Raw genomic sequence first — 18,593 nt, forward strand, 5'->3', positions numbered from 1 at the left:
CGCTTGAATCGGTGAGGCGTCAGAAGCGCGCGGTGACTGCGAGCTTGAGGGTGCGACCGGGCGCCGGCAGCGTGGAGCGCGTGGCCGGGTCGACGTAGTAGCGGTTGCCGAGATTGCTGCCGACCAGTTCGACGCTGGCGTGGTCGTTGAAGCGCCAGCGCGCATAGGCATCCACCGTGGTGATGTTTCCCCAGGTGAACGGCACGTTCTGCCATAGCAGGCTGCTGCCGCCGGCCAGCAAGCGGTCGCGGTAGGCCTGCAGGTCCGGGTTGTGGTGACGCTGGTAGTGCACGATGCGGCTGCCCAGTTCCAGCCGCTCGTCGAACAGGCGGGTGCCCAGCGACAGGTTCACCGACAGCTTCGGCACGGCCTGGGTCAGCAAGTAACCACCGACGAAGCCATCCTGCACGCAGTTGGGCACCAGGCCACGGTTGGCATCCAGCTGCACTGCGGTGCTTTCGTCGCACACTTTGTTTTCAAGGGTGCGGGCGATGCCCAGGTCGCTGAAGAAGCGACGGTTGTCGAAGCGCGCCTGCAGCTCAATGCCGCGCAGGGTCTGCTTGTCGATGTTGTCGAACAGGAAATACGCATCGCGCTCGATCACATCGCGGGTTTTCTGTACGTAGTAGCTGAGCTTTACGTCCGCATCGGCGGTGCCGTCGAACAGCGCAGAGAGGTTGTGCACATAACCCAGCTCGTAGTTGTAAGCGTGTTCGGGCTTGAGCGGATACAGCGGATTGAGGCTGCTGGAAAACGCGATGGTGCTTTCGAACATGCTGGGGAAGCGCTTGGCCTCGGTGTAGCGGACATACAGGCGCGCAGCAGGCGAGAAATGCACGGTGGCCGAGAACGTGGGCAGCCAGGCATGGTCGCGGCGGCGGCTGTTGTGCGCCTGCACCGCCTGCCCCTGCACGGCGTTCTGCACCCGGCAGGTCTGGTCGGTACCGAGCACCATCGGCAGCAACCCGGGGATGGCGGCCACCTGGCCGTTGAGGCACGGGTTGCTGGCTCGCGTGTAATTGCCATCGGCATCCGCTGCCCAGGCGATGCTGTGCTCCACCGGCACCGGCGTTTCGTACTTGCCCAGCAGGTTCTTCAGCAGGTCGTCGACCAGCGAGCCCATGCCGATGCTTTCCCAGAACTCACGCTCCGATTCGATCGCATCGATCTCTCCCTGCAGGCTGGTGGGGCGTGGTGGCAGCTCATTGACCCGGTAGCGCGCCTCCTTGCTGCCGACACTGCGGGTCAGCAGCTCCGGATGCGCCTGCAGGAAATCGTCGAACGCCCAGTAGCGGCTGTAGCGCACACCGGCGTTGAGGGTAAGGAACTCGACCGGCCGCCATTCCAGGCTCAGGTAGCCCTCGCCTTCCTGGCGCCGACCGGCGCGTGGGTACATGCGCCAGCCGTCGGTTACGCCGAAGTACGGATCGCCCGAGCGCAGTGTTTCGTACTGCCAGTTGCCACCCACGGTCAGGTCAAGCGTGGAATGCAGGCCGAAGCGGTTGCTCAGGGTCAGCCCGGTACGGTCGTTGCGGGCATTGGCCAGCGCGGTGTTGCGCAGGATCGGGCTGCGGCTGGGATCCCAATCGGGGTTGCCCGAGGCGAAGTTGGGGAAGCCACCAGCGGTGTAGGTATCGCTTTTGGTTTCAGTTCGCCACAGGTTGGCGCGCAGGTCGAGCCAACGACTGCCGGCCGGCTGCCAGCGGTATTCCAGGTTCCAGGCATCGGAATCGACCCGGCTGAGCGGCCACTGGATGCGCCCGTAATCCGGTGCGGACAGGATGCGCGAGGGCATGATCTCGCCATAGTGCGAAAGCGTGTGCCGCCAGGTGGCCTTGAGCTGCTGGTCGTCGGTGATCTGCCAGGTGGCCTTCAGCAGCCACGACTCCTGTTCGCTGGACGTGTTGGGCACTTCATCACCCGGCTTGAAGTAGCGCGCCAGCGTGGTGATGTAGTCGATGCCCTGGTATTCGTACTGCTCGCGCGGGTCCTGGTCGTAGTACGCACTGCCCTTGCTGCCGGAGAAATAGTTGCCGCGCTTGCGCCACGCGTAGGCGGCCATCACGTCCACCCGCTCACCGCGCCAGCCCAGCGCCAGGCGCCAGGCCTGGTCATCGCCATCGAACGGGTTGTCACCACTGCGCGATTTCACTGGCACCACCAGGGTGCGGTCAGCATAGGGCGAGGCCGGCGACGACTGCGGGAACCCCTCCACCGTGCGGTAGTCCTCGCCGGTGTGCAGCCGTGGCAGGCGCGGCGAGACCGCATTGCTGCTGCCTTCGATCTTCAGCTCCCCGCCGAAGCGCTCGCCGGCCGGCACGATGTCGTCGACGTCGAGGGTCTTGATGACCATCGCTCCGCCGATACCGCTGTGTACATCGCGCACCAACGCTGGCCCCTTGATGACCTGGATGCCACCAATCAGGTTGGGATCGATGTAGTTGCGGTTGCTGACGCCGTTGTAGCCCCGCCATACGGTCAGTGCCTGCTCGCCGCCGTCGATGCTGACCGGCACCCGCCCCGGCCCCTGGATGCCGCGGATGTTGAGGTCCAGTGCGCCGCTGTTGCGGGCGTCGCCGCTGAACACACCGACCAGGTCCTTGACCACGTCGGCCGGGTTGGCACCGCGATAGCGCTCCACCCGGTCGCGACCGGAATAGGCCGTGCTCAGGTCGAGCGCGAACACGTCGTCGTATCCCCAACGATCACGTGTTTCGCCGCCGTCGGCCTGCAGGCGTCCGCCCACCTTCAGCGTGTCGGTGACCACCACCCCGCCGTCATCGGCGGCGGCCTGCAGGGTCCAGGTACCGCCCGGCTCCTGCTGCGCGCGCAGGCCACTGCCCTGCAGCAACTGGTCCAGTGCCTCGGCGGGGCTGTACTGGCCCTGCACTGCGCGCGAGCGCCGCCCTTCCACCAGATCGCTGCGGAACACCACCTGCACCTGCGACTGGCGACCGAAGCTGCGCACTGCGTCGGCCAGGGCTTGTTCGGGGATGGCATACGCGCGCACGGAGGCGGTAGCGGCCTGGGCGCGGGCGGTCGGCGCCCAAGCGAAGGGAACCAGTGCCGTGGCGATGGCCAGGGCGAGGATGGTGGCGCGGCGATGACGGGCGGATGCCGGGAACGGCATGAACGGTGACTCCTCAAGGTGGCGGGACCGTGCGCACGTCGGGTGCACGCGGTTCGGTTGGCTTGAGAAGAAACGCGGTTTCGCTCTGGCTATACCACTAGAGACAAGGTGGGATCGGATCTGCCCACGGTTTTTTTCGTTGATCGACAGATCATCCACGCATGGCGTGGATCTACCATGCGCCCGAGTAGATCCACGCCATGCGTGGATGAACACGAATCACGCCAGTAGATCCACGCCATGCGTGGATGAACTCACCCGCTACCCCGGTGGCATCACCACACCAACAACGCGCCGCCCGGCAAGCGCTGGCTGCGCAGACCGGCCTGCTGGGCCACTGCGGCAATCGCCGCATCCGGCTGCTGCAGGTGGAACAACCCACTCACCGCCACCTGCGCGCCCTGACCGTGCAGAACCCAGACCGGCGCACGCCGATAGCGGGCAAGGCGCTCGATCGCCTGTTGCGCAGGCAGATCATCAATGACGATCTCGCCGCGTCGCCACGGTGCGATGGCCTCCACATCGGCCAGCTGCAACGGCTGCAGCCAACGGCCATCACGGAACGCGCGTGCCTGCCCCGCCTGCAGCCGCTGCGCGGCGACATGACCCGGCCTGATCTCCACTTCGCCCTGGCTGACCTCGGTGGTCACCACGGCATCCTGCAGTGCAACGCTGAACGCCGTGCCGATGTCACGGATCTCGCCACCGCCGGCCTCCACCCGGAACGGTCGTGCTTCGTGCGCCACCTGGAACCAGGCCCTGCCACGCAGCAACTGCAGGCGGCGCTGGCCGGCGCTGAAATCAAGCGCCAGCGCGCTGCCTGCATCCAATATGGCAGTGCTGCCATCCTGCAGCTGCACCGTGCGCGGCGCGTTGTCGCTGCGCACGTCGCTGCGGACCAGCAGCCACGCGTGCGGCGCCGCTGTTACCGAAAGCAGCAGCACCGCCGCACTGGCCAGCAGCCAAGGCGCTCGACGACGCGGCTGCAGCGGCCGCAGCGCGGGTTCGGCTGTCAGCTCCGGAAGCGCAGCCAGGACATCCGGGCCGGCGGCATCCAGGCCTTGCCAGAAGGCCTGCTGCTGGCGCCAGGCATCGGCATGCCGGGGATCGGCCTGCAGCCAGCGTTGCAGGGCGCGTTGCTGGCGCTCCGGCAACCGGCCCGCATTGCACCGTATCACCCAGCGCAACGCCTGCCTGGCCTGACGCGGCGAGGGTATGGACGTAGTCATGATTGTGGCCTGCGGCACCACCAACGGGTGCGCCTTACAGTTGAGACAACGGCGAGCGGCATCTGCCCACGGCACATGCCGGTCATGCGCGGCTTCCCCGCTGGTGCTGCTGGATGAGCAGGGCCGCGCGCATCACGTACTTGCCCACCACGCTCTTGGAAATACCCAGGCGCTCGGCGATCTCGCGTTCGCTCAGCCCCAGGTAGCGGTTGAGCACGAAGCACTCGCGCACCTGCGGCGGCAGCGCCAGGATGGTCTGGCTGATCTCGCGCAGCTGGGCCTGGTCCAGCGCCTGCGCCTGGCCATCAGTGCTGGCATCGGCCAGGTCGCTGGCGTACTCCGCCATCGCCCGCCGTTCGCGTGCGTCGGCCTGGCTGCGGTTGAGCGCGTGGTGGTAGGCCATGCGGTACAGGTACCCGCGCGGTTCCAGGATCGGCGGATCGCCGGGCACGCTGCTGGCCTTCAGATAAAGGTTCTGCAGGGTGTCCTCGGTACTGGCCGGATCGAGGTAGCGGGCAATGAAGCGGGACAACGCACGGCGCTCGCGGATCAACAGCTCGATCAGCGCCAGGGCATTGGGAGACATAAGTGCCAAGGCCGGACCGGGGAATGATGGGCGTGATGGCGACGGTCCGGACCGGGAGTGTAGGCGGCAACCGTCGATCCTGCACCCCCGGTCATCCGCCACGCTGCACGCACGGCCTGGATCTACGGCTCTTCCAGCGCCTCGAAACGCTCGGCCAGGTAATCGATCAACGCGCGTACCGCCGGCAGCAGGCCGCGCCGCGACGGGAACACCGCATGCACGATGCCGTGCCTGGGCTGCCACTGCGGCAGGATCGGCACCAGCGCGCCGCTGGCCAGTTCGTCGGTGATCATCATCCGCGGCAGCATCAGCACGCCCACACCCGCCACCGCCGCACTGCGCAGGGCGATCATGTCATCGCTGACCAGCCGCGGGCGGTGGTGCACGCTGGCCTGCACCTGCTCAGGCCCGGCGTATTCCCAGGCATGCACCTGGGCGGGCGATGCCAGGTCCACGGTCGGCATCATCGCCAGATCAGCCGGCACTTTCGGCGTACCCATGCGCTTGAGCAAGGCCGGGCTGGCAGCGGTGCACCAGATGCGGCGGGCCAGCACGCGCACCACCAGATCGCTGTCCTCCAGCGGTGGCGGGCGCACGCGGATGGCCACATCCACGCCCTCGCCCACCACGTCCACGCGCCGGTTGGTGGCATCCAGCTGCAGGGTCACCTGCGGATGCAGGGCCAGGAAGTCAGCCAGCATGGCGCCAACGCGCGCGTGCAGCAGTGCGATCGGACAGGCCAGCCGCAGGGTGCCCCGTGGCTCGGCACGCGAGAGCGCGATGGCCTCCTCGGCCGCTTCGGCCTCCACCAGCATCGCCTTGCAGTGCCGGTAGTAGTCCTGGCCGATCTCGGTGACCGAGAAGCGGCGGGTCGAACGTTGGATCAGGCGGACACCCAGCCGCTCCTCCAGCAGGGCAATGCGGCGGCTGAGCTTGGACTTGGGCATCGCCAGCGCGCGCCCGGCCTGCGAGAAGCCGCCATGCTCGACCACCATGGCGAAGTAGAACAGGTCGTTCAGATCGCAGCGGCGGATGTCGGCGATGAACACGGGACGATCTCCTGCGGCCCTTGCTGGGCCTGCATCGTTCACAAAATGGGACTATGACGGCAAATTCTGCCGACTACCGGGGCCATTGTCACGTCGATATCGTCTCCGCAACGAAAAACAGCGACCGGTTGCCCCGGTCAGGAGATCGCCATGAAGCGTGTCACCGGTACCTACAGCGCCCCCCGCCCGCACTGGGTGGGCGACGGCTTCCCCGCCCGTTCGATGTTCTCCTACAACACCCACGGCCAGCACCTGAGCCCGTTCCTGCTGCTGGACTACGCCGGGCCGTACAGTTTCCCGCCCAGCGAGACCCCGCGCGGGGTCGGCCAGCATCCGCATCGCGGCTTCGAGACGGTCACCATCGTCTACGAAGGCGAGGTGGCCCATCGCGACTCGACGGGTGCCGGCGGCACCATCGGCCCGGGTGACGTGCAGTGGATGACCGCTGCCTCCGGCATCCTCCACGAGGAATTCCACACGCCGGAATTCAGCAAGCGCGGCGGCACCCTGGACATGGTGCAGCTGTGGGTGAACCTGCCCGCCAAGGACAAGATGGGCGCACCGGGCTACCAGACCCTGCTCGATGCGCAGATTCCTTCAGTGGCCTTGCCCGACGGTGCCGGCCGCGTACGCGTCATCGCCGGGACATTCGATGGCCATGCCGGTCCGGCCCGCACGCATACCCCGATGGACGTGTGGGACATCCGCCTGCTGCAGGGCCAGCACGCCGAGCTGCCGGTGGCCGACGGCCGCACCCTGGCGCTGGTGGTGTTGAAGGGCACGGTGCGGATCAACGGTGGCCAAGCAGTCGGCGAAGCACAGCTGGTGACCTTCGACCGCAGCGGCGAAGACGTGTTCATCGACGCCGACAGCGACGCCACCGTGCTGCTGCTCAGCGGCGAACCCATCGACGAGCCGGTGGTGGGCTATGGCCCGTTCGTGATGAACACCCAGGCCGAGATCAGCCAGGCCGTCAACGATTTCAACGGCGGCCGCTTCGGCCAGATCGCGCACTGATCCACTGCATTGCGGCGGGCAACCGCCCGCCGCATTCCGGGCCTTCGCCCCCTCCCCAGGAGACTGACCATGAGTACCCCCGCCAACTTCAACGGCGCCCGCCCGGTGATCGACCCGGACAACGCCGCGATGCTGCTGATCGACCACCAGAGTGGCCTGTTCCAGACCATCGGTGACATGCCGTTCACTTCGGTACGCGCGCACGCCACCGCCCTGGCGAAGATGGCCGCGCTGGCGAAGATGCCGGTGATCACCACCGCGTCGGTACCGCAGGGGCCGAACGGCCCGCTGATCCCGGAGATCCATGACGCCGCACCGCATGCGCAATACGTAGCGCGACGGGGCGAGATCAACGCCTGGGACAACCCCGAATTCGTCGCCGCGGTGAAGGCCACCGGGCGCAGCCAGCTGATCATTGCCGGCACCATCACCAGCGTCTGCATGGCCTTCCCCTCGATTGCCGCCGTCGCCGACGGCTACCAGGTGTTCGCGGTGGTCGATGCCTCCGGGACCTATTCGAAGATGGCCGAGGAAATCACCCTGGCGCGCGTGGTGCAGGCCGGTGTGGTGCCGATGGATACCGCTGCGGTCGCCTCGGAAATCCAGCGCACCTGGAACCGCGAGGACGCCCAGCAGTGGGCCGCGATCTACACGCAGATCTTCCCCAACTACCAGCTGCTGATCGAGAGCTACCAGAAAGCGCAGGACGTGCAGAAGAACTACGAGCAGCTGGATTCGCAGCGTAGCTGAGCCGCTGCATCCACGGCGATTTCCGCCTGCCGGCACGCCGCCGGCACCACCGCAAGCCAACCCCGACCAGGACACCCCCATGGCCAGTGAACCGATCCGCGACCCCGTCAGCGACCACCTGCTGACCCCGCAGAATTCCGCCTTCATCATCATCGACTACCAGCCGGTACAGGTGAACTCCATCGCCTCGATGGACCGCCAGCTGCTGGTCAACAACATCGTCGGCACTGCCAAGGCGGCGGTCGCCTACGGCCTGCCGATCGTGCATTCGACCGTGAACGTGCAGACCGGCCTGAACAAGCCGCCGATCGCGCAGCTGCGCAAGGTGCTGGGCGACTACCCGACCTACGACCGCACCACCATCAACTCCTGGGAAGATGTCGAGTTCCGCAAGGCGGTGAAGGCCACCGGCCGCAGGAAACTCATCATGACCGCGCTGTGGACCGAAGCCTGCCTGACCTTCCCCGCGCTGGATGCGCTGAAGGAAGGCTATGAGGTCTACGTGGTGGTCGACGCGGTGGGCGGCACGTCGCTGGCCGCGCATGATGCCGCGCTGCGCCGCATCGAACAGGCCGGCGGCCAGTTGATCAGCGTGACGCAGCTGTTCTGCGAACTGCAGCGCGACTGGGTACGGGCGGAGACCGTGCCGGCCTTCATGAATCTCTTCATCGAAACCGGTGGCACGGCCGGCATCCAGTTCTCGTACGATCGTACCGAGTGATTCCTTGGCGGCTCCGGCTCCGGCTGGCGCCGCCTTTTCCTGCAACCGAGCATGGCTCGGCCCTACCACCGGGGATTTCCATGGCCTACGCACGCATTGTTTCGACCGCCGACAACTACCTGCACCACATCAGCAACGGCCATTTCGATGTCGCGGCCGATGAACCCGCTTCGCTCGGCGGCCAGGGCAAGGGCTTCGCCCCGTTCGACCTGTACCTGGCCTCGCTGGCCGCGTGTACCGCCATCACCCTGCGCATGTACGCGCAGCGCAAGGGCTGGGAGCTGGGCGAGTTCCACGCCGAGCTGCGTTCCGAACGTGATGCGGATGGACGCTTCCATGTGCACCGCGTGCTGCATGCCACCGCCGAGCTGAGCGATGCGCAGTGGCAGCGCTTGCTGGAGGTGGTGGAAAAGACCCCGGTGACGCTGGTGATGCGCGAAGGTGCACGGATCACCAGCGAGCGCGGGGCTGCTGCCTGATCGCCGGGCATGGCCCGGCGCTACCGGAGGAGCCTGGCGCCATCAGGTAGCGCCGGGCCATGCCCGGCGGCCCTGGTTTCAACGCCGCGAATGCAGCACGGTGCGCTGGCGCATGGCGTTGAATTCCTGTTCGACCTGCTGGATGTCTTCGACCTGGAAGCCGGCGGCATCGAGCAGCTGATCGGCCGCGGCGGCAGCCAGCGGATCATCCTCGCGCTGGCGCCAGCAGCGTGCCGGCAGGAAATAGCCGACCTCGCTGCGCCCGCGCATGATGACGACCGGCCGTCCTGCATACAGCAGGAATTCGGCCAGATGCTGGCGCAATCCCTCCACCGAGACATAGGCCGGCCCGATGCCCAGTGCCTGCGCGGCGGGCTCGGAACTCTCGAACAGTTTGCGACGGCTCATCCACTCCTCCTTTGTGCAACGCGTGGTCTCCTTTCCTAGACGGGCGCATTGCCGCGCCCCCGCCACACGTGTCGTGACTGTGGTCACGCTGTCCGATCAGAAACCGGTATTGAACTCCAGCTGGAACACGTCGATCGACAACGGCGGGCCCGACACTTCCTTGGCCGCCATCCACTTGCCGCTGATCCAGCTGCGCGCGTCCAGCGCATAGGCGCCGCCCACGTAGTAGCCGCGCGCATTGGTGCCGCCCAGGTGGAAGTTCGGATCGTTGTAGGCATCGGGCAGTGCATCGGCCTCGATCCGCTTGTAGCCCAGCAGGGCCTGCCACTGGCCCTTCTCCTTCAGCTCGGTGGCGCCGAAGGTGGCTTGCAGCATCCAGGCGGCGTCGCCGCTGCGGAAGGTGTCGATGCTGGCACTGCCACCGGCACCGTAGTTGTTGACGATGCCGTTGTTGGCCCGCGCGAACATGGCCTGCTTGTCATAGGCCAGGTTGCGGATGTAGTCCGCATCCAGGCGCATGCCGATGTCCTGCGCAAGCTGTGTATCCCAGCGCAGGTTGAAGGTCGCCAGGCGGAAGGCAGAAGCCAGGCCCACGTACTGCGGCGTGGGCGTGTTGGCCGGATCCAACGGGTTGCGGGCGATGTCGCGGATCAGCATCAGGGTGTTGCCCTTCTGCATGAACGCCGGCCGCGACCAGTCGGTATCGCAACCGACCGCGCCGGCGTACAGCGCGCAGGGAGACGACAGGCGACTACTGATGTTCTTGAAATCGTAGTAGCCCAGCGCCGCACGCAGGCTGTTGTCATCGTTGAAGCGCCAGTTCACCCCCACCTGCGCACCGGACAGCCACTTGTTCTCGTTGGGCGTCTTCACCCGGCTCTGGCTGGGCGTGCTGTCGGAGGTGTACTCCAACGGCACAACAGCCAGGTTGCCGAACAGGCCGACGTCCTCGGCGAGGTCGTAGCTGAGATTGGCCGCCAGGCCGTCGAAGTTCAGATCGTTGGAGAACAGCGTGTCGCTGGTCCAGAACGGATTGCCGAAGCGTCCGCCGCGCACCGTCAACCAGTCGGCCGGGCTGTAGGCCAGCCATGCCTGGTCCAGCCACACGTCCTTCTTGCCCAGGCCACCGCCAAGCTGTTCGGTGGTGGACACCGGCCCGTTGCTGCTGCCGCTGGCCAGGCGCACGCCTGCGGTGGTGTGCTGGCCGATCGTCGCTTCGATGCCCAACCGTGCGCGGATGCGCCACAGATTGCGCCGATCCTGGCGGGTGTTGAGCAGCGGCGGCAGCTGCAGGTTGGTGTTGTTGTTGGTATCGAAGCCGTTGCCGGCATTCACCGAGGCCCAGTTGGTCTCGATGTCGCTGTTGCGCTCGGAGTAGAAGCGCGATTCGCTGCGCACACGCATGTCACCGCTGACCTTGATGCGCTTGGTCCACCCGGCCACCTCGTTCGGCGCGGCCCAGCCCTCGGCTTTGGCCTGCGCCATCACGTCCTGGCGTACCTCATCACGGATGCCATCGCGCACGCTCTGCGGCACGTACGGCACACGTACGTCGCCGGCTTCCAGCGCCACGCCGCCGCTGCTGGCTGTGCTGACCGCGGTGCCGCGTTGCGCAGCCGCCGCTTCTGCTTCGGCCTGCACCAACAGGGCCTGGCCGTCTTCGGGCTTGAGCGCGCCGCTGGCGATCAGCCCCTTGATCAACTTGACCATGGTGGTTTCGGCAGCCATCGCACCGGCCGGAACGGCCAGGCTGAGCAGTACGGCGCAGCACAGCAACGCCCGTCGGGCCGGCCGTGGGCGGCGGGATGCGGTTCGAGCGCGGTCGTGGTCGTTCATCACGGTTCTCATCGAAAGAAGGGAAATCACGGAAGTCATCGGTCACGCGCCGGGACGGCGCCCCTGGATCAGCACGCGCGCGGGGAAATCCAGCGACGCCGGTGGCATCTGGTCGACCTTGCCGATCTGTCGCAGTGCTTCAAGCACGGCCACGTCGGCCTCTTCGTTGCCGCTGCCACGCACCAGCTCGACCTTCTCCAGCCGGCCATCGGGCGCCAGCCAGACATTCACCTGCAGTTGGAACGCCAGGCGCTTGACCCGCGCATCGCGCGAAATCGCCTGCTGCATCAGATAGCCCAGGTAGCGGCCATAGCTGGCGTTGCCGGCACCGCCGCGGCCAACGCCGGACGAGCCACCGCCGCTGCCCGACTGGATGCCAAAGTTGTCTCCACCGGCCTGTGCATCGGCGTCCATGGTCACCGGGTCGGCGTTGTCCGGCGTCGGCGTCGGTTCTTCGGCCGGCGTTGGCTGCTCCAGCGGCTCCGGCTCGGGCACGGTCTCTTCCGGCGGCGTCTCCGGCTCAGGCGGCTTTTCCGGTGGTGGTGGTGGAGGCGGCGGCGGTGGTGGCAACGCCAGCATCGGCGGCTGCACCACCGGCCGGCGGGTGCTGGCGGTGTCCTTGAACAGCAGCCACCACACGGCAACACCCAGTACCAGCAGCGCCGCCAGCACCAGCGCGATCGTCACCAGCAACTGGCGTCCGCGCGTACCGGGCTCCTGCAGGGGTGGTCGATGACCGGCCATGCCTCAGCCCTGCGCCTTGCCGGTGACCAGGCCGACCTGGGCCAGCTCCAGCCGGCGCAGCAGATCCAGCACCTCGACCACGCGTGCGTACTGAACCTGCGCATCACCGCGCACGATCACCGGGAAATCCGGCGAGGTTGCCCGTTCGGTGCGCAGGCGGTCCTCCAGCTCGGTCATCGTCACCGGGTAGGCATCCAGGAACACCTGGCCACTGGGGTCGATGGTGATCACCTTGGTCTTGGGCTTCTCCAGTGCGGTGCTGTTGCTGGCCTTCGGCAGGTTGACCTCGATGCCGGGAATGGAGGCGTTGCTGGTCAGGATGAAGATCACCAACACCACCAGCAGCACGTCGACGAAGGGCGTCACGTTGATGCCCTTCTCGCGCTTCTTGATGCCGAACTTCGCCTTGTAGCCCATGGCCGGCCCCTCAGCCCTGGACCACGGCCGGGCCGCGCCCGTCCTGCTCTTCGGCCAGGCGGGCGGCGAACTCGTCGATGAACACCGCCATGTCGGCGCCGATCGCTTCGGCGCGTGCCCCCAGCCAGTTGTAGCCGAACAGCGCAGGAATCGCGACGCCCAGGCCGGCGGCGGTACACAGCAGCGCTGCCGCCATGCCCGGGGCCACCGAGTTGATGTCCACCGCACCGGCCATCGCCGCCACCACGAACACCAGCATGATGCCGATCACGGTGCCGAACAGACCGACATACGGTGCGCCCTCGATGGTGGTCGACAGCCAGTTCATGCGCCTCGCCATCGCTTCCTGTTCGCGCACCATCACCGCATCCATCGACGCGCGGATGGCGGCGATGGTGGCCGCGCTCAGGTAGCCGGAGTTGCCATCGCGCTGATGACGCTGCTGCATTTCATCGATGGCCACCTGGTAGATGCGCCACAGCGAGCCATCGTGCATCGCCGTCGGCACCTTGCCCTGCCGGTCCATCTCGGACAACGTGCGCAGCGGCACGCCGGAGAGCTTGCTGAAGCTCTCGGTGAACACCGCATTGGCCTTGCTGGTGCGGCCGAAATGACGGCTCTTGGCGATCATGATCGCCCAGGACAACAGCATCATCAGGCCGAGGATGGCGACCACCACCCAGGCGTCGAACGGCATCGCCTTGAGGATGAAGGCGAAGTGGCTCTGCCCGGCCGACTGCTCGTCGGCGCCGTAGCTGATCAGGCGCGAATCGGCGCCCTGCGCGGTGGCATCGGCCAGCAGCAGCGCCGCCGGGCGTGCTACGCGTGAGATGCGCAGTTCATCCAGCGCGCCATCGAAGTTGGCCAGCGGTTGCGCCGCGCCCGGCGCATCGGCACCCACCACCGCTGCGGTGGTCAGTGCCGGCAGCTCACCACTGAGCTGGGCCACCACGCGACCGTTCAGATACAGCTGCAGCGCCCCCTTCTCGGCGGTAAGCGCAACATGCGCCCACTGCCCTTCCGGAATCGGCTGCGCCGGCGTGCTGCGTTGACCGTTGAGCTGCACGAACGGCACCCGGTTGTCGATCCCCACCACCAGCTCGGCGCTGCCGTCGCGGCGCGCATAGATCGCCTGCGCGGTGGTCAGCGCGCCCGGTTTGATCCAGGCAGAAACGGTAAGCGGCGCACCCGCTTCCTGTGCCAGCGAAGCACTGGCCGGCAGCGGCAGTGGACCAGCGCCCAGCTGCACGCCACGCCCGATCACCGTGCTTTCCGCCGCAGGCACCGCCGCGCCGGCCGTGTTGCCGTAGGCCGTGGTATCACGCGCCGGCGCATTGGCCTCGGCAAAGTGGTAGACCAGCGTGTAGTCCGGATCGAACACCTGCTGGCCGTTGCCGCTGGCCGGTGCCTTCGCATTGCCGTAGTACATCCAGATCGTCTGCGGCGCGCTGGCGGTCAGTGCCGGAACGTCCACCCAGACCAGGGCCAGGCCCAGGTTCGGGTCGAACTGCTCGATCTGATGGGCCAGCACGGTGCGACCGTCGGCAGAAACGAAACGCAGGTCGTTGCCACCCTCCTGGGTGCCATCAAAACCGAAGTTGCCGGTATGCAGGCGCAGCAGCAGCGGCGTACGCCCGGGGTTGCCGGTCAACCCCGCGCCCTGTGGGCCTGCGTCGACGGTGATCGGCTTGCGGTACTTCCATTCGGCCTGCCACCAGTTGGCATCGGCCGCGGCGGCGGGCAGCGCGATCAGCGCAGCCAACAGCAGCAACATTCGGGAAAGCAGACGGTCCATGCAAAAGGTCTCCGGAGAACGCATCTCAAGGGAAGGGTCAGTAGCTGGTGCTGATGTTGAAATGCAGGCGCGGGTCGTCCTTGCGCGTGACCGGGCCATCGGCGTAGGGCCAGGCGTAGTCCAGGCGCAGCTGCAGGTGTTCGCCCAGGCGCAGCTGCGCGCCCAGCCCGACCGACGCCAGGTTGTACTTGTCGCGCTGTTCCGGCAGCGGCTGACGCAGGCGCAGGTAGGCCGCGTCGGCGAAGCTGTACAGCCGCAGGTCGGTACCGCTCCACAGCGACCACGCCGGGGTGCGCCATTCCAGGTTGGCCAGGCCACCGTAGTCGCCGATCGCTTCGGCCGACAGGTAGCCGCGCACGGTGTACATGCCGCCGGCGGCGAACTGTTCGGCCGAGACCAGCGGTGCATCGGTCGCTTGCAGCGAGCCACGCGCAGACCACTGCCAGTCGTTGCCGAAGGTGTGCGTGTTGGAGACATCGGCCTTGAAGGCCACGAAACTCGGATCGGCCCAGTAGCGCTTCTGACCGAAATCGGTGGCGTTGCTGCCGTAACCGAACAGACGCCGGGTTCCCGCCACCAGCTGCGTGTTGATGCTCAGCTGATCGTGCTCGCCCTGGCGCACGCCGACGAAGGCCAGCGTGACCGGTGCGTACTTCAAGGGCGTCTTCAGGCTGTCCTTGCCCATCTGCGTGTCTTCTTCGGTGTCCTTGAAGTCCACGCCGAGGCTGAGCTGGCGCCACCAAGCGCTGCTGCCCGGCAGGCGGTAGTTGAGCTTGAGACCGATCGAATGACCGTTGCCGATCACGTTGGTGCCGGTGCCCGTGCCTGCGCCGCCTTGTCCGCCGGCATTGAGTACGCGGCTGTCGGACGTGTAGCCCGATGCCTCAAGACTCCACGGCGTGCCCTCGAAGGGAACGGTGTAGGAGGCGGAGAACACCTTTGCCTGGTGGGTGTCTTCCGGCGCGATGAACACGCCGATGCTCGCACTGTGGCCGCGCCGCCACAGGTTGTCGTGGGCCAGCGATGCACTCAGGCGCAGCTTCTCGGTATCGGCGCTGTGGTCGTTGTTGAGCGCCGCACTGGCACGCCAGGGTGACTTTTCTTCCACCTGCAGGTCCACATCCATGGTGCCCGGCACCTGGCCTTCGCGCACCAATGGCATCACCTGACGGCGGCCCCCTTCGTTCAGCGCCGTCAGTTCCTTCTGTGCCTGGTCGAAATCGGGCACGCGCCCTTCAGCCAACGACGGCACCCTCTCACGGATGCGCTCGGGTGAGTCATGGCGGGCACCGACCACGCGCAGCTGGCCAATGGGCGTCTGCTGCACCTTCAGCAGCACCACGCCCGCGTTGACCTGCTGCTCGGGCAGCTCCACATAGACCGATTGGTAGCCGGCCTGCTGGTACAGCGCGTTGACTGCATCGCGCGCCTTCTCGACATCGGCGAGCGTTTTGCCGGGGCCGAGGAACGGTTCGACCGCGCGTTCGATCTGGCGCGCATCGAGCACGGTGTTGCCGCGCACGATGTACTCGTTGATGTTCACCGTGGGCGCTGGCGCGGCGTCCTGCGCGAACGCTGGAGACGGCAGCGACGCCAGGGCCAGCAGCAAGGGATGCAGGCGCAGCGGAAGGCGAACGGCACGGCACGGAACGGGAGTCATCGAAGGCATCGCGTCGTATCGAAGGGAATGGCCAGGGAGCGGCGCGTGGGTCTACCAACAGGACGTGCAGGCCGCGTCAAAACCGCCAACAGTTTTGTGACAGCACTGTCATCTGTTGACGATGCTGAAACAGGCGCAGGCGGACACTTCGCCTGGCACACGTCTTCATTGCAAAGCGCTTGCTGCCTCGGGAGATTCAGGATGCACGCCACTCTGCTTACGCCAAACCGCCCTGCCCTCTGCCTGACGTTGGTTCTGGCTCTGGCTTCGCCCTGGGCGCGGGCCGACCAGGCTGCCAAACAGGCAGATGCAGCGCCATGCATCGAAGTACAGGTCAATGGCGAGCGCATCCCCGCCTGGGACTGCCTGCAACGCAAGCTGGCGCCGGCAGAGAACAACGCCCTCCATCCGAATCTTCCCGAGGCCGAGCGCTTGATGCGCAAGCCCGGCAACCAGTTGCTGCAATACAACCTGGAAGGCACGCGGCAACGCATGGGCGATGCGTTCGGGCGTTCGGTGGTGCCACAGCGCCCAGCGCGCTGAGCCGTGTTCAGTGCCGTCCCACGGCGGCGGGAACGATGCCATCGGTAGGCATGGGCGGCAGTTCGGGCACGGGCAGCGAGCGCGGCTGGCCTGCCTGTTGCAGTTCAACCGCGTTCGCGCTGATTGCTGCCAGGACCGTGGATGGGCCGAGACGCTGGCCCGGTGCATAGGCCTGGGCAGGCGCACCATCCACCGACAGCAGCGCCAGCGGCGCCTGCTGCCCGGCCATTACGCCCAGCACGGTCACCTCGGTCTGTACTGCACCTGGCGAAAGCAGCCGCACCAGCGGTGCGCTCGCAGCGTCGTCGAAGGCCGGGGCAGCGGGTACGGCGACCTGCACTGTGGCGGTGCCAATGCGAACCGGCGCCATGAACAGGGCCATGCCCCAGTATCCCGCCACGGTCAGCAGCAGCATGGCCGCCAGCAGGGTCAACGTGCGATTGCGATCCCAACGCCTGCCGTCCATGTTCCGCACCTTCGCCAGGTTCCTGTGCGGCCACGCTAGCAGCTGACGCTGACGCTTTTGTTTCATCATCCGCGCCTACGCTGGCAGGTATCGGCAAGGACGGGAGGCGATGTCCGATGCAACGCAGACCACGCGGTTTCACCCTGATTGAACTGATGGTGGTGCTGGTCATCATCGGCATCTGCACGGCGGGTATCGGCCTCGGCCTGGGCAGCCTGCTCGACCCCGCGCGGCAGCTGCGCCAGGAATCGGAGCGGCTGGCGCAGCGCCTGCAGGTCGCTCGCGATGAAGCGCGCATTGATGGTCGGCCGATCCGCTGGCAGGCCACTGCAGAGGGTTACCGCTTCAGCCGCCGCGACAGCCAGGGCTGGGTCGAGCTGCGGCGTGATGACCTGCTGCGCCCCCAGCAGTGGCAGACCCGTGGCATCACCGTGCAACCCACGGCTGCCATCGAGCTGAGCCCCGAATGGATTGGTGTGCCGTGGGAGCTGGCGTTGTCGCTGGACGGTCGTCGACTGCGTCTTCGTGATGATGGCAGCGGACAATTGCAGGTCCTGCAGTGAAACGGCAGCAACACGGATTCACCCTGATTGAGGTGCTGATCGCGTTGGCCATCGTGGCCATCGCATTGGCGGCGGTGATGCGCTCGGTGGCGGTGGCGACCGATGACCAGTCGCGTCTGCGTGACCGTCGGCTGGCCCTGTTGTGCGCGCAGGACCGCTGGCAGGAGCTGCGTCTGTCCGCACAGCCTCCCGGCGATGCACGTCTGCTGTGCCTGCAGGGGCGCACCCGCTTCCTGGTGCAGCAGCACCTGGGCAATGGCGCCGACGGACAACCGCAGCTGGAGTTGAGCGTGGTGGCCGAAGATGCACCGGAACAATCGCTGACGCGCCTGCAGTTGCCGTGGACGGCGGCGCCATGAAACGCGCGGCGGGCGGTTTCACCCTGATCGAGGTGATGATCGCCATCACCATCATGGGCGTGCTGGCGGTGATCTGCTGGCGCGCCCTGGACAGCGTGGCCAATACGGACCAGCGCCTGCGCCAGGCCGATGCCGAGACCAGCACGGCGATGCGGGTGCTGCAGCAGTTCCAGCGCGATATCGAGATGCGCGCTGACGATGCGCTGATGAACGGCGCGGTGCGCCCGGCCGATCAACCCGCGCGGCTGCTGCCGCCGTCGTTGACCAGTGAGCGCCACCCCGATGGTGGCTTCACGCTGGAGATCACCCGCAGCGTCGGTAGTGATGGGCTGCAGTGGCAGCGCGTTCGCTGGTGGCGGCAAGGCAGCACGTTGTGGCGTGCCAGCGGTACGCCTTCCGATCATTATCCGCTGCCGGCGCCCGAGCCAACGCGCGGGTTGCTGGTGGCACGTGATGTGCAGCGCTTCGAGGTGCGGGCGTGGCAGCCAGGGGTGGGTTGGGCGATGCTGCCGAGCCAGGGCGAGGTATTGCCGGCTACCGGTCTGGAGTTGCGGTTGGGGTTGCGTGATGGGCGCGGGCCGTTGAGTTACCGGCGGGTGTTGGCGCTCTGACGCGCATCCACGCATGGCGTGGATCTACTGCCAAGCCGGCATCTGCTGCCAAGCCTGTTCTGGTGGGTGCCGACCGTTGGTCGGCACTGAAACTGACCCAGCCATCCACGCATGGCGTGGATCTACTGGACGACATCCACGCATGGCGTGGATCTACTGGACTGCATCCACGCATGGCGTGGATCTACTGCCAGGCCTGCTTTGCTGCCAAGCCTGCTCTGGTGGGTGCC

General features: G+C 66.9%; 19 protein-coding genes. 8 read left to right on the plus strand and 11 right to left on the minus strand.

Annotation, left to right across the window (positions count from 1 at the left end; translation table 11 throughout):
• Window positions 1-19: 19 nt before the first annotated feature.
• From LC407_RS07905 to LC407_RS07920, 4 genes are all read right to left on the minus strand, one after another.
• Window positions 20-3,130: a TonB-dependent receptor gene (locus LC407_RS07905; RefSeq protein ID WP_223482575.1), complete on the minus strand. Its 3,111-nt coding sequence runs from the start codon at window positions 3,128-3,130 to the stop codon at window positions 20-22.
• 275 nt (window positions 3,131-3,405) lie between these two features.
• A complete protein-coding gene (locus LC407_RS07910) occupies window positions 3,406-4,359 on the minus strand; it encodes a FecR domain-containing protein (RefSeq protein ID WP_223482576.1) in 954 nt (317 codons plus the stop codon).
• An 82-nt stretch (window positions 4,360-4,441) separates the two neighbouring features.
• Window positions 4,442-4,945 (minus strand): RNA polymerase sigma factor, encoded by a 504-nt coding sequence (locus LC407_RS07915; protein ID WP_025874391.1) that lies wholly within the window; start codon window positions 4,943-4,945, stop codon window positions 4,442-4,444.
• Window positions 4,946-5,067: 122 nt separating this feature from the next.
• On the minus strand, window positions 5,068-5,994 hold the full coding sequence (locus tag LC407_RS07920; protein WP_025874390.1) for a LysR family transcriptional regulator: 927 nt from the start codon (window positions 5,992-5,994) through the stop codon (window positions 5,068-5,070).
• Between the two features lie 150 nt (window positions 5,995-6,144).
• Here LC407_RS07920 and LC407_RS07925 point away from each other — a divergent pair, with 150 nt between their 5' ends.
• From LC407_RS07925 to LC407_RS07940, 4 genes are all read left to right on the plus strand, one after another.
• Entirely contained in the window at window positions 6,145-7,011 is an 867-nt protein-coding gene (locus tag LC407_RS07925; protein ID WP_134832649.1) for a pirin family protein, read from the plus strand.
• Window positions 7,012-7,080: 69 nt separating this feature from the next.
• The gene (locus LC407_RS07930) at window positions 7,081-7,761 is read left to right on the plus strand and encodes an isochorismatase family protein (RefSeq protein WP_223482577.1); all 681 of its coding nucleotides are present in this window, start codon (window positions 7,081-7,083) and stop codon (window positions 7,759-7,761) included.
• A gap of 79 nt (window positions 7,762-7,840) precedes the next feature.
• On the plus strand, window positions 7,841-8,482 hold the full coding sequence (locus tag LC407_RS07935) for a hydrolase (RefSeq protein ID WP_025874387.1): 642 nt from the start codon (window positions 7,841-7,843) through the stop codon (window positions 8,480-8,482).
• Window positions 8,483-8,562: 80 nt separating this feature from the next.
• Window positions 8,563-8,961: an OsmC family protein gene (locus LC407_RS07940; protein WP_025874386.1), complete on the plus strand. Its 399-nt coding sequence runs from the start codon at window positions 8,563-8,565 to the stop codon at window positions 8,959-8,961.
• 78 nt (window positions 8,962-9,039) lie between these two features.
• On the opposite strand, the gene LC407_RS07945 is transcribed toward LC407_RS07940, so the two are convergent.
• The 6 genes from LC407_RS07945 to LC407_RS07970 form a co-directional block, all read right to left on the minus strand.
• Entirely contained in the window at window positions 9,040-9,369 is a 330-nt protein-coding gene (locus LC407_RS07945) for a hypothetical protein (protein ID WP_025874385.1), read from the minus strand.
• Between the two features lie 96 nt (window positions 9,370-9,465).
• Complete coding sequence (locus LC407_RS07950) at window positions 9,466-11,205, minus strand: putative porin (RefSeq protein WP_223482578.1); 1,740 nt, start codon at window positions 11,203-11,205, stop codon at window positions 9,466-9,468.
• Between the two features lie 42 nt (window positions 11,206-11,247).
• Window positions 11,248-11,949: a cell envelope integrity protein TolA gene (locus tag LC407_RS07955; protein WP_051501606.1), complete on the minus strand. Its 702-nt coding sequence runs from the start codon at window positions 11,947-11,949 to the stop codon at window positions 11,248-11,250.
• Between the two features lie 3 nt (window positions 11,950-11,952).
• Window positions 11,953-12,366, minus strand: a complete 414-nt coding sequence (locus LC407_RS07960) for a biopolymer transporter ExbD (RefSeq protein ID WP_223482579.1) — start codon at window positions 12,364-12,366, stop codon at window positions 11,953-11,955.
• A 10-nt stretch (window positions 12,367-12,376) separates the two neighbouring features.
• The gene (locus LC407_RS07965) at window positions 12,377-14,161 is read right to left on the minus strand and encodes a MotA/TolQ/ExbB proton channel family protein (RefSeq protein WP_223482580.1); all 1,785 of its coding nucleotides are present in this window, start codon (window positions 14,159-14,161) and stop codon (window positions 12,377-12,379) included.
• A 37-nt stretch (window positions 14,162-14,198) separates the two neighbouring features.
• Window positions 14,199-15,821 carry a ShlB/FhaC/HecB family hemolysin secretion/activation protein gene (locus LC407_RS07970; protein WP_223482581.1) on the minus strand — a complete coding sequence of 541 codons (1,623 nt, stop codon included), beginning with the start codon at window positions 15,819-15,821 and terminating at the stop codon, window positions 14,199-14,201.
• Window positions 15,822-16,022: 201 nt separating this feature from the next.
• Between LC407_RS07970 and LC407_RS07975 the strand changes: the two genes are divergently transcribed.
• Complete coding sequence (locus LC407_RS07975) at window positions 16,023-16,364, plus strand: hypothetical protein (protein WP_080148640.1); 342 nt, start codon at window positions 16,023-16,025, stop codon at window positions 16,362-16,364.
• A gap of 7 nt (window positions 16,365-16,371) precedes the next feature.
• Here LC407_RS07975 and LC407_RS07980 read toward each other — a convergent pair whose 3' ends face one another.
• Complete coding sequence (locus tag LC407_RS07980) at window positions 16,372-16,830, minus strand: general secretion pathway protein (protein WP_025874378.1); 459 nt, start codon at window positions 16,828-16,830, stop codon at window positions 16,372-16,374.
• A 116-nt stretch (window positions 16,831-16,946) separates the two neighbouring features.
• Between LC407_RS07980 and gspH the strand changes: the two genes are divergently transcribed.
• From gspH to LC407_RS07995, 3 genes are read left to right on the plus strand one after another with little or no spacing between them, the layout of a single operon-like run.
• The gene (gspH, locus tag LC407_RS07985; protein ID WP_025874377.1) at window positions 16,947-17,393 is read left to right on the plus strand and encodes a type II secretion system minor pseudopilin GspH; all 447 of its coding nucleotides are present in this window, start codon (window positions 16,947-16,949) and stop codon (window positions 17,391-17,393) included.
• On the plus strand, window positions 17,390-17,752 hold the full coding sequence (gene gspI / locus LC407_RS07990) for a type II secretion system minor pseudopilin GspI (protein ID WP_223482582.1): 363 nt from the start codon (window positions 17,390-17,392) through the stop codon (window positions 17,750-17,752). The genes gspH and gspI overlap by 4 nt, the downstream gene beginning before the upstream one ends.
• The gene (locus LC407_RS07995; protein ID WP_223482583.1) at window positions 17,749-18,363 is read left to right on the plus strand and encodes a prepilin-type N-terminal cleavage/methylation domain-containing protein; all 615 of its coding nucleotides are present in this window, start codon (window positions 17,749-17,751) and stop codon (window positions 18,361-18,363) included. The genes gspI and LC407_RS07995 overlap by 4 nt, the downstream gene beginning before the upstream one ends.
• The last annotated feature ends 230 nt before the right edge of the window (window positions 18,364-18,593 follow it).

The organism is Stenotrophomonas sp. OVS01A, assembly GCF_019969775.1.
Taxonomy (GTDB): domain Bacteria; phylum Pseudomonadota; class Gammaproteobacteria; order Xanthomonadales; family Xanthomonadaceae; genus Stenotrophomonas; species Stenotrophomonas indicatrix.

What these genes read in the sequence shown, in the direction of transcription:
- LC407_RS07960 (WP_223482579.1), bottom strand. Translation starts at nt 12,366, where the DNA reads ATGGGCTACAAGGCGAAGTTCGGCATCAAGAAGCGCGAGAAGGGCATC.
- LC407_RS07980 (WP_025874378.1), bottom strand. Translation starts at nt 16,830, where the DNA reads ATGGACGGCAGGCGTTGGGATCGCAATCGCACGTTGACCCTGCTGGCG.
- LC407_RS07910 (WP_223482576.1), bottom strand. Translation starts at nt 4,359, where the DNA reads ATGACTACGTCCATACCCTCGCCGCGTCAGGCCAGGCAGGCGTTGCGC.
- LC407_RS07925 (WP_134832649.1), top strand. Translation starts at nt 6,145, where the DNA reads ATGAAGCGTGTCACCGGTACCTACAGCGCCCCCCGCCCGCACTGGGTG.
- LC407_RS07940 (WP_025874386.1), top strand. Translation starts at nt 8,563, where the DNA reads ATGGCCTACGCACGCATTGTTTCGACCGCCGACAACTACCTGCACCAC.
- LC407_RS07930 (WP_223482577.1), top strand. Translation starts at nt 7,081, where the DNA reads ATGAGTACCCCCGCCAACTTCAACGGCGCCCGCCCGGTGATCGACCCG.
- LC407_RS07975 (WP_080148640.1), top strand. Translation starts at nt 16,023, where the DNA reads ATGCACGCCACTCTGCTTACGCCAAACCGCCCTGCCCTCTGCCTGACG.
- LC407_RS07995 (WP_223482583.1), top strand. Translation starts at nt 17,749, where the DNA reads ATGAAACGCGCGGCGGGCGGTTTCACCCTGATCGAGGTGATGATCGCC.
- LC407_RS07905 (WP_223482575.1), bottom strand. Translation starts at nt 3,130, where the DNA reads ATGCCGTTCCCGGCATCCGCCCGTCATCGCCGCGCCACCATCCTCGCC.
- LC407_RS07950 (WP_223482578.1), bottom strand. Translation starts at nt 11,205, where the DNA reads ATGAACGACCACGACCGCGCTCGAACCGCATCCCGCCGCCCACGGCCG.
- LC407_RS07945 (WP_025874385.1), bottom strand. Translation starts at nt 9,369, where the DNA reads ATGAGCCGTCGCAAACTGTTCGAGAGTTCCGAGCCCGCCGCGCAGGCA.
- LC407_RS07935 (WP_025874387.1), top strand. Translation starts at nt 7,841, where the DNA reads ATGGCCAGTGAACCGATCCGCGACCCCGTCAGCGACCACCTGCTGACC.
- gspH (WP_025874377.1), top strand. Translation starts at nt 16,947, where the DNA reads ATGCAACGCAGACCACGCGGTTTCACCCTGATTGAACTGATGGTGGTG.
- LC407_RS07965 (WP_223482580.1), bottom strand. Translation starts at nt 14,161, where the DNA reads ATGGACCGTCTGCTTTCCCGAATGTTGCTGCTGTTGGCTGCGCTGATC.
- LC407_RS07915 (WP_025874391.1), bottom strand. Translation starts at nt 4,945, where the DNA reads ATGTCTCCCAATGCCCTGGCGCTGATCGAGCTGTTGATCCGCGAGCGC.
- LC407_RS07970 (WP_223482581.1), bottom strand. Translation starts at nt 15,821, where the DNA reads ATGACTCCCGTTCCGTGCCGTGCCGTTCGCCTTCCGCTGCGCCTGCAT.
- LC407_RS07955 (WP_051501606.1), bottom strand. Translation starts at nt 11,949, where the DNA reads ATGGCCGGTCATCGACCACCCCTGCAGGAGCCCGGTACGCGCGGACGC.